The organism is Candidatus Infernicultor aquiphilus, from assembly GCF_002784285.1.
In the GTDB taxonomy this organism is placed as follows: Bacteria; Atribacterota; Phoenicimicrobiia; order Phoenicimicrobiales; family Phoenicimicrobiaceae; genus Infernicultor; species Infernicultor aquiphilus.
In genome coordinates this window covers 1-5705 of sequence record NZ_PFKO01000099.1, presented here as the reverse complement: position 1 = coordinate 5705, position 5705 = coordinate 1, and the positions used below count along the sequence as shown (strand labels likewise).

Sequence of the window (5705 nt, the reverse complement as noted above, 5' to 3'; positions counted from 1 at the left end):
CCTTTAATTCCTTCTCACCTCAATATTTATTACACCCTTGAATATCTGGTCTATCTGGTCTTTAATATTTCTTTATAATAAATCATCTTTCTTATTTTTAAGGTAAGGTATAGGAATTTTAATAATTCCTATACCTTACCTTAAAAATAAACACAGTAACAATTACTACTGTGTTTCTGGAATAATTTATTTAATATTCAATTTTTTCTCTTCTTAATGTTTTTAGTTCCATCAATATTAGTCAGCACTGTCAATTTCCTGTTCTTTTCTGTATGATTTTGATTAAAAAAATTATAACATGATACAATTTTGTTGTCAAAAAATACTAAACCTAACTATCTTTAACCATTTCCTATATGCTAATATAGTTCTTATTTTTCAATATACCTAATAAAAACTATTTAGTCAAGACCTAAGTTACTTACAAAGTTTCTCTTCCATCGCCTTACTTAATTTAGCAAATTCCTTTATCGATAAGGTTTCTCCTCGACGATTTTTATCAATACCTATCTCGTTTAATATACTTTCTATTGCAGGTTTAGCGATCTCTCTCTGAAAATAGTTGGATAGAGAGTTAATCAATCTTTTTCTCCTTTGTTGAAAAGAAGCTCTGATAATATTTAAAAATAGCTTTTTATTGCCTACTTGTACTGGTAGTTTTTCATAAATATCCAATCTAATTATCATTGAATTTACTTTAGGTTGGGGATAAAATACTGTAGAGGAGACAGTATGTACTTTTTGAGGTTGTGAATAATATTGAGCAATCAGGGATATTATACCATAATTTTTATCCCCTGCTTTGGCCATCAGCCTTTCCCCTACTTCTTTCTGCACCAAAAAGACAGCAAATTTTAAATATTTATTAAGTTCAAGAATCTGTCTTATTAAGGGAAGAGAGATATAATAAGGAAGATTGCCCACTATTTTTTCAATTTTTATCCCCTTTTTTCTATTCTTCTCAAAAAAATTAATCAGATTAACATCCATAATATCTTCGAATATTATTTCTATATTATTATAAGGAGAGAGACTTTCTTTTAAAAGGGGATCTAACTTCTTGTCTTTTTCGATGGATATAACTTGTCTGACTAAAGGGGATAAAGCAGAAGTTAGAGTACCCATCCCGGTACCAATTTCTAAAATACAATCTTCTTTATTCAATTTTAGAGAATTAATGATTATTTGTAAGATGTTTTGATCTATTAAAAAATTCTGCCCCAATCTTTTTTTACATTTAAAATTATATTTGGTAAGAAGTCTTATAACTTCTTGGAAAGAAGTCAATTTGGGGTTATTCATTAGATTATTTGCCTTTTAAGAAATGGAGCCGGCGATCTGAGTTGAACAGACAACCTACGGATTACGATTCCGTTGCTCTTCCGATTGAGCTACGCCGGCATCATATCCATTTAAAAAAAATGGTAGGCGGAACAGGACTTGAACCTGTGACCCCCTACATGTGAAGCAGGTGCTCTGCCAACTGAGCTATCCGCCCATTCTTTTATCTTGTAATGAATTAATTGGTGCCCCCAAGGGGATTTGAACCCCTGTCGCCGCCGTGAAAGGGCGGTGTCCTATCCCCTGGACGATGGGGGCATTTTCGATGGGCCGTGCGGGTTTCGAACCCACGACCCCCTGATTAAGAGTCAGATGCTCTACCAACTGAGCTAACGGCCCCAACAAATAATAACTATAGTTTAAAATTTTTTTGCTTCTAAATGTTACTATATTTTTCGTTAGCTGTCAATTAGTAAATAAACAATGAAATCTTTATTCTGGGCTAATTCGGGATAAATTTTCAAATTTCGCATATTCTTTTATAAAAGTTAATTCTACTTTACCGGTGGGGCCATTCCTTTGTTTGCTAATGATTATTTCAGCAATGCCTTTCTTTTCTGTCTTTGGTCTATAATATTCTTCTCGGTAAATAAAAATAACTAAATCAGCATCTTGTTCAATTGCCCCGCTTTCTCTTAAATCAGAAAGACGGGGTCTTCTTTCAATCCTCTGTTCCACTGCTCTAGATAATTGGGAAACTGCTACTACTGGAACATTTAATTCTCTCGCTAAGCTTTTAAGGGAACGAGAAATTTCTGAAATCTCCTGCTGTCTATTCTCTATTCTGCCAGCAGTTTGCATTAGCTGTAAATAATCTACTATTACTAAGCCGAGATTACATTGGGCTTTTAATCTTCTAGCCTTGGCTCTAATTTCCAAACAAGAAATACCTGCTGTATCATCAATAAAGATAGAGGAGGAGGATAATCGACCTGCAGCCATAGATAAGGGAGCCCAATCTGCTTCTACTAATCGTCCTTTTCTTAAATTATGAGAATCAAGACGAGCTTCTGAACATAACATCCGTTGTACTAATTGAGACTTAGACATTTCTAAGCTAAAAATTGCTACCGGGATATTTTTATAAATACTAACATATTGAGCAATATTCATACAAAATGCGGTCTTACCCATACCAGGTCTTCCGGCAACGACAATTAACTCAGAAGGTTGGAAACCAGTAGTAATGTCATCAAGCTCCTCATATCCACTAGGAACCCCGGTAATAAATTCTTCCCTATGATAAAGGTCTTCGATTTTTTCATAACTATCCTGAATTATCTCTTTTATGGGAACAAAAGACTGCCTTATATTTCTGTCTGAAATTTCGAATACTAAATGTTCTGCTTTATCCAGTAAAATTTTGGCATCTTCTTTTTCTTCATAAGCCATAGAAATAATTTTAGTAGTATTGTTAATTAAGTGTCGTAAAATAGATTTTTCTTCAATAATCTTACTATAGTATTCAATGTTCGCTGCAGTAGGAACACTATTAATCAAATTAGTGAGATAAGTAACTCCACCTATTTTTTCTAATAAGTTTTTCCTGTTTAATTCTTCAGTTAAAGTAACTAAATCAACACCTCGACTCTTTTCAAATAGATCAAGAATACACTGGAAAATAATCTGGTGAGATTTTTGATAAAAATCTTCTGGTTTTAATATATCAATACTATGTAAAATTGCTTCTTCCTGGAGCAACATTGAACCTAAGGCAGCCTGTTCTGCACTAATATTTTGAGGAGGATTTCTACCTAATTCCATTTTTTAACTCCATGTTAAATAGTCATTAGTGAATAGTGAATAGTCGTAGGGACAGACCTTGTGTCTGCCCGTAGGACTAATTACGCATTACGGGCAGACACAAGGTCTGCCCCTACGTATTATACATTATTATTTTTTTGATATACGATATACAATATACTAATTTATTCTTTTTTGGTATCCTCTATTTGCTGTTCCTGCTCAGATGGGGAATCAGAAATTAAATTAACTTTAATCTGAGAAACTACATCTTTATATAGGTTAATTGAAATATTATGAATGCCTAACTTTTTCAAGGACTCTTTTAAATCAATCTTTTTCTTGTCTAATTCAATCTTATATTTATTTAATATGATCTCAGTAATATCTTTACTGGTAATAGAACCAAAAAGCTTACCCTCTTTCCCAGCTTTCACTTTAATCTCTAGTGAGATATTATTAAGTTTTTCTGCTAAATTTTTAGCTTCACTTAATTCTTTATCTTTTTTTTCTAATTCACTTTTCTTTAAATATTCTACTTGCTTAAAATTACCTTTAGTATAAGACATCGCTTTACCCCGAGGAAGCAAGAAATTACGGCCGAAACCATCACTTACTTCAACTACATCTCCTACTTGTCCTACTTTTTCAATATTTTGTTTTAAAATTACCTTCATATTTAGCAACCTCCTTTTTATATTATTATAAACATTAAAATATTTTTTTACAATTTAAATTGTTTGGTTAGTTGTTTGCCTAATTTATTCTTCTTTAGCGGTAATTAATTTTCTAAAATCTATCCAGATATCTAACATAGCTGCCCAAGTAGCAATCTGTGATAAAAGTGGTTGAAAACATACCAAGATATAGATAACCCACTTCAAAAAATTTTTAATTTTAAACCGTTCTAATATAAAACCGGTTAAAGAAAGACCATAAATTAAAAATACTACCGAAAAAAATAGTTGTATATTCACTCCAATTTTACTTAGAAGAGGAAGGTTATACTTTGCTCCTAGAAATATCAATATCACCCCTAAAAAATAACTCCAGAAGAAGGATTTTGAAGCTCTCCATTTAGAAAAGGAGGTAAAGTTAGACAGTTTATATCCAAACCTCTTCAAAACTAAGCGAGCTACCCAATAATTTATAATGGTATCAAAAATAGAAGCAAGAATAATCATTCCTGGAAACGCTATCCGAACAATATTAATAGTTTGGGTTAAAGATTCTTTCATTGAAGAAAATTGTTCTGGAGATAACCCCATACCGTTGTAAAAATTCAAAGATTGAGTTATAACTCTGTCTATCTCTTCTACATCGAATAATACAGGATTAATGTTTAAAAACCAAAACCCAATTAAAAGAATTAAACCTTTGGAAAGGAGAGAAGCTACACTCCCAACCATAATAATATCAGTTAAAGAGAAATCATTCTTTATAACAAATCCTAAAGTCAATCCTAATATCCCAAAACCCAACAAAACCATAATTCCTTGCCAGGGGCCAGCTAACATACTTACCAAAATTCCCGATATAAAAGTGGAGATAATGGCAAACTTTAAACTATGACGTAAACATAAAATTATAATTGGAAGCGGACATAAAAAACTTACCAATGTTCCTAATAAGGGAATATATATACTAATGATAAATATAACAGCGGTAATTGCTGCTAGAAATGCACCTTCAACTATTGATTTAGTTGGAATTTGATCACTCAATAAAAGACCTCTTCTTTTAAATTTTAAACTTAAAGCAGAATTAGTTAGTTAGTTAGTTAGTTAGTTAGTTAGCTAGCTGGTTAGCTGGTTTGATTTTAATTCATCAACTAACTAACCAGGTAACCAATTAACTATCTAACCAAATGTTATACTATATACTAATTTACTAATTTGCTTATTTAGCTACATAAGGGAGAAGTCCTATTTCTCTTGCTCTTTTTATAGCTACAGCAAGTGTACGTTGATGTTTTGAGCAATTTCCAGTTGCTCTACGAGATAATATCTTGCCCTGTTCACTAATAAATCTTTTTAATAAGTCTATATTTTTGTAGTCCGCTACTACTTTTTCTTTACAAAAAAAACAGACTTTCTTTTGTGGTCTCTTAAAAAATCCGTAGTTCGTCATTAACGATTATTTTTCCTCCTTTAAATTATCTTCTCTTTTTGGAAGTTTCTTCAACGATGGACTAATTTTCTTTTTTAGAAATTTTTTTTTCTTGTTGTAAAGTTAGTAAATATCTAATAACTCTTTCTTCTAACCTTACCACTCTTTCTAGTTCAGAAATAATTTTTTCATCCACATCAAAATTTAAGACTACATAAATTGCTTCTGTAAAATTCTTAATTTCATAACCTAATTTTCTTTTACCCCATTTATTTGTCTTGGTTATCTCTCCCTTACCATCAGTAATAACTTTTTTAATTTTATCAAATAAAGAATCTAATTCTTCATCTTTTAATTGGGGATTTATAGCTAGCATTATTTCATAACTTCTCATCTGTTCACCTCCTCCTTTTGGTCTAATCAGCCCCTGAAAGATTTCTTCAGGAGCAAGGAAATTAAAAACCTAAATTGATTTAATATTATATCATCAGATATTTTTGATATCAAGCTTT

The 5705-nt window shown here is 31.5% G+C and carries 6 protein-coding genes and 4 tRNA genes; all 10 read right to left on the bottom strand.

Annotated elements, in window-relative coordinates; translation table 11 throughout:
- Positions 1 to 417 precede the first annotated feature (417 nt).
- The 10 genes from rsmA to rpsF all read right to left on the bottom strand — a co-directional run bounded on the left by rsmA (position 418) and on the right by rpsF (position 5587).
- Positions 418 to 1302, bottom strand: coding sequence for an rRNA adenine dimethyltransferase family protein (gene rsmA, locus COZ07_RS02860; protein ID WP_406607081.1), 885 nt, complete (start codon positions 1300 to 1302; stop codon positions 418 to 420).
- A gap of 23 nt (positions 1303 to 1325) precedes the next feature.
- Positions 1326 to 1401: transfer RNA gene (locus tag COZ07_RS02855), tRNA-Thr, on the bottom strand.
- Between the two features lie 21 nt (positions 1402 to 1422).
- Positions 1423 to 1498, bottom strand: a tRNA-Val gene (locus COZ07_RS02850).
- Positions 1499 to 1524: 26 nt separating this feature from the next.
- Positions 1525 to 1599 (bottom strand) — tRNA-Glu (locus tag COZ07_RS02845).
- A gap of 8 nt (positions 1600 to 1607) precedes the next feature.
- Positions 1608 to 1680, bottom strand: a tRNA-Lys gene (locus tag COZ07_RS02840).
- Positions 1681 to 1773: 93 nt separating this feature from the next.
- Positions 1774 to 3105: a replicative DNA helicase gene (gene dnaB / locus COZ07_RS02835; RefSeq protein ID WP_406607080.1), complete on the bottom strand. Its 1332-nt coding sequence runs from the start codon at positions 3103 to 3105 to the stop codon at positions 1774 to 1776.
- 164 nt (positions 3106 to 3269) lie between these two features.
- Positions 3270 to 3761, bottom strand: coding sequence for a 50S ribosomal protein L9 (rplI, locus tag COZ07_RS02830; protein WP_406607079.1), 492 nt, complete (start codon positions 3759 to 3761; stop codon positions 3270 to 3272).
- A gap of 84 nt (positions 3762 to 3845) precedes the next feature.
- On the bottom strand, positions 3846 to 4808 hold the full coding sequence (locus COZ07_RS02825; protein WP_406607078.1) for a YybS family protein: 963 nt from the start codon (positions 4806 to 4808) through the stop codon (positions 3846 to 3848).
- A gap of 175 nt (positions 4809 to 4983) precedes the next feature.
- Positions 4984 to 5214 carry a 30S ribosomal protein S18 gene (rpsR, locus tag COZ07_RS02820; RefSeq protein ID WP_406607077.1) on the bottom strand — a complete coding sequence of 77 codons (231 nt, stop codon included), beginning with the start codon at positions 5212 to 5214 and terminating at the stop codon, positions 4984 to 4986.
- A gap of 61 nt (positions 5215 to 5275) precedes the next feature.
- Positions 5276 to 5587 carry a 30S ribosomal protein S6 gene (gene rpsF, locus COZ07_RS02815; RefSeq protein WP_406607076.1) on the bottom strand — a complete coding sequence of 104 codons (312 nt, stop codon included), beginning with the start codon at positions 5585 to 5587 and terminating at the stop codon, positions 5276 to 5278.
- Between the last annotated feature and the right edge of the window lie 118 nt (positions 5588 to 5705).

Bases quoted from the DNA above. Each gene is read 5' to 3' on its own strand.
- rsmA (WP_406607081.1), bottom strand. From the start codon at position 1,302: ATGAATAACCCCAAATTGACTTCTTTCCAAGAAGTTATAAGACTTCTT.
- dnaB (WP_406607080.1), bottom strand. From the start codon at position 3,105: ATGGAATTAGGTAGAAATCCTCCTCAAAATATTAGTGCAGAACAGGCT.
- rplI (WP_406607079.1), bottom strand. From the start codon at position 3,761: ATGAAGGTAATTTTAAAACAAAATATTGAAAAAGTAGGACAAGTAGGA.
- rpsR (WP_406607077.1), bottom strand. From the start codon at position 5,214: ATGACGAACTACGGATTTTTTAAGAGACCACAAAAGAAAGTCTGTTTT.
- rpsF (WP_406607076.1), bottom strand. From the start codon at position 5,587: ATGAGAAGTTATGAAATAATGCTAGCTATAAATCCCCAATTAAAAGAT.